Genomic DNA, 814 nt, shown 5'->3' with positions numbered 1-814 from the left:
ATCCGCAAGATCGTCGGCGAGATCAACATCGAAGACCTGCGCATCCCCTACACCGCCGTCGCCGCCGATCTGACCAACCAGCAGGAAATCTGGTTTCAGGAAGGCTGCCTGCATCAGGCCATGCGCGCCTCGGCGGCGATTCCCAGCCTGTTTACCCCGGTGATGCAGGGCAACCGCATGCTGGTCGACGGCGGCATTCTCAATCCGTTGCCGATCGTTCCGGTGGTATCGAGCCATTGCGACCTGATCATCGCGGTCAACCTCAACGCCACCAATCAGCGCCAGTACAAGTTGCCGGTGATCGAGCGGCCAGCGGCGTTCCGTTCGCGCTTCGACAGTCTGATCAAATCCATGGGTTCGAAGTTGCCATTCCGGCGTAAACAGGCCGAGCAATTGTTGAAGCTGGAACAGGAAGCGTTGCGCGCCGAGGCGGCGGAAATCAATCCGTGGCTCGAAGGCGTCGAACCGGAAAGCCAACAACCGGCCTCCGCCCCGGAACGCGAAGGCGCGCCGAAATCCGCCACCGGTTCGTTCATCATCGATAACGTCGGGCCGGCGTCGCTGCTGGATTTGATCAACCAGAGTTTCGAGGTGATGCAGACCTCACTGGCGCAGTACAAGATCGCCGGGTATCCGCCGGATATCCTGATCAACGTGCCGAAGCGGGTGTGCCGGTTTTTCGAGTTCTACAAGGCGCCGGAGTTGATCGCGCTGGGCAGACAGATTGCCAGTGATACGCTGGATCGGTATGAGCAGGAGCAGGGTTGATCTGATGCGGATTTTTCGGAGTATTTGATGGCCTCTTCGCGAGCAG

Annotated in this window: 1 protein-coding gene; it reads left to right on the top strand. The window is 59.6% G+C overall.

Annotation, left to right across the window (positions count from 1 at the left end; translation table 11 throughout):
• Nucleotides 1-768: patatin-like phospholipase family protein (locus OQK_RS01110; RefSeq protein ID WP_038860261.1), on the top strand; the 768-nt coding region annotated here is incomplete at its 5' end.
• Nucleotides 769-814: the final 46 nt, after the last annotated feature.

Origin of the sequence: Pseudomonas sp. R62 (assembly GCF_000257605.1) — a bacterium.
GTDB lineage: Bacteria > Pseudomonadota > Gammaproteobacteria > Pseudomonadales > Pseudomonadaceae > Aquipseudomonas > Aquipseudomonas atacamensis.
The sequence above is the reverse complement of the archived record's forward strand: the minus strand, read 5'-3'. Positions and strand labels throughout refer to the sequence as shown.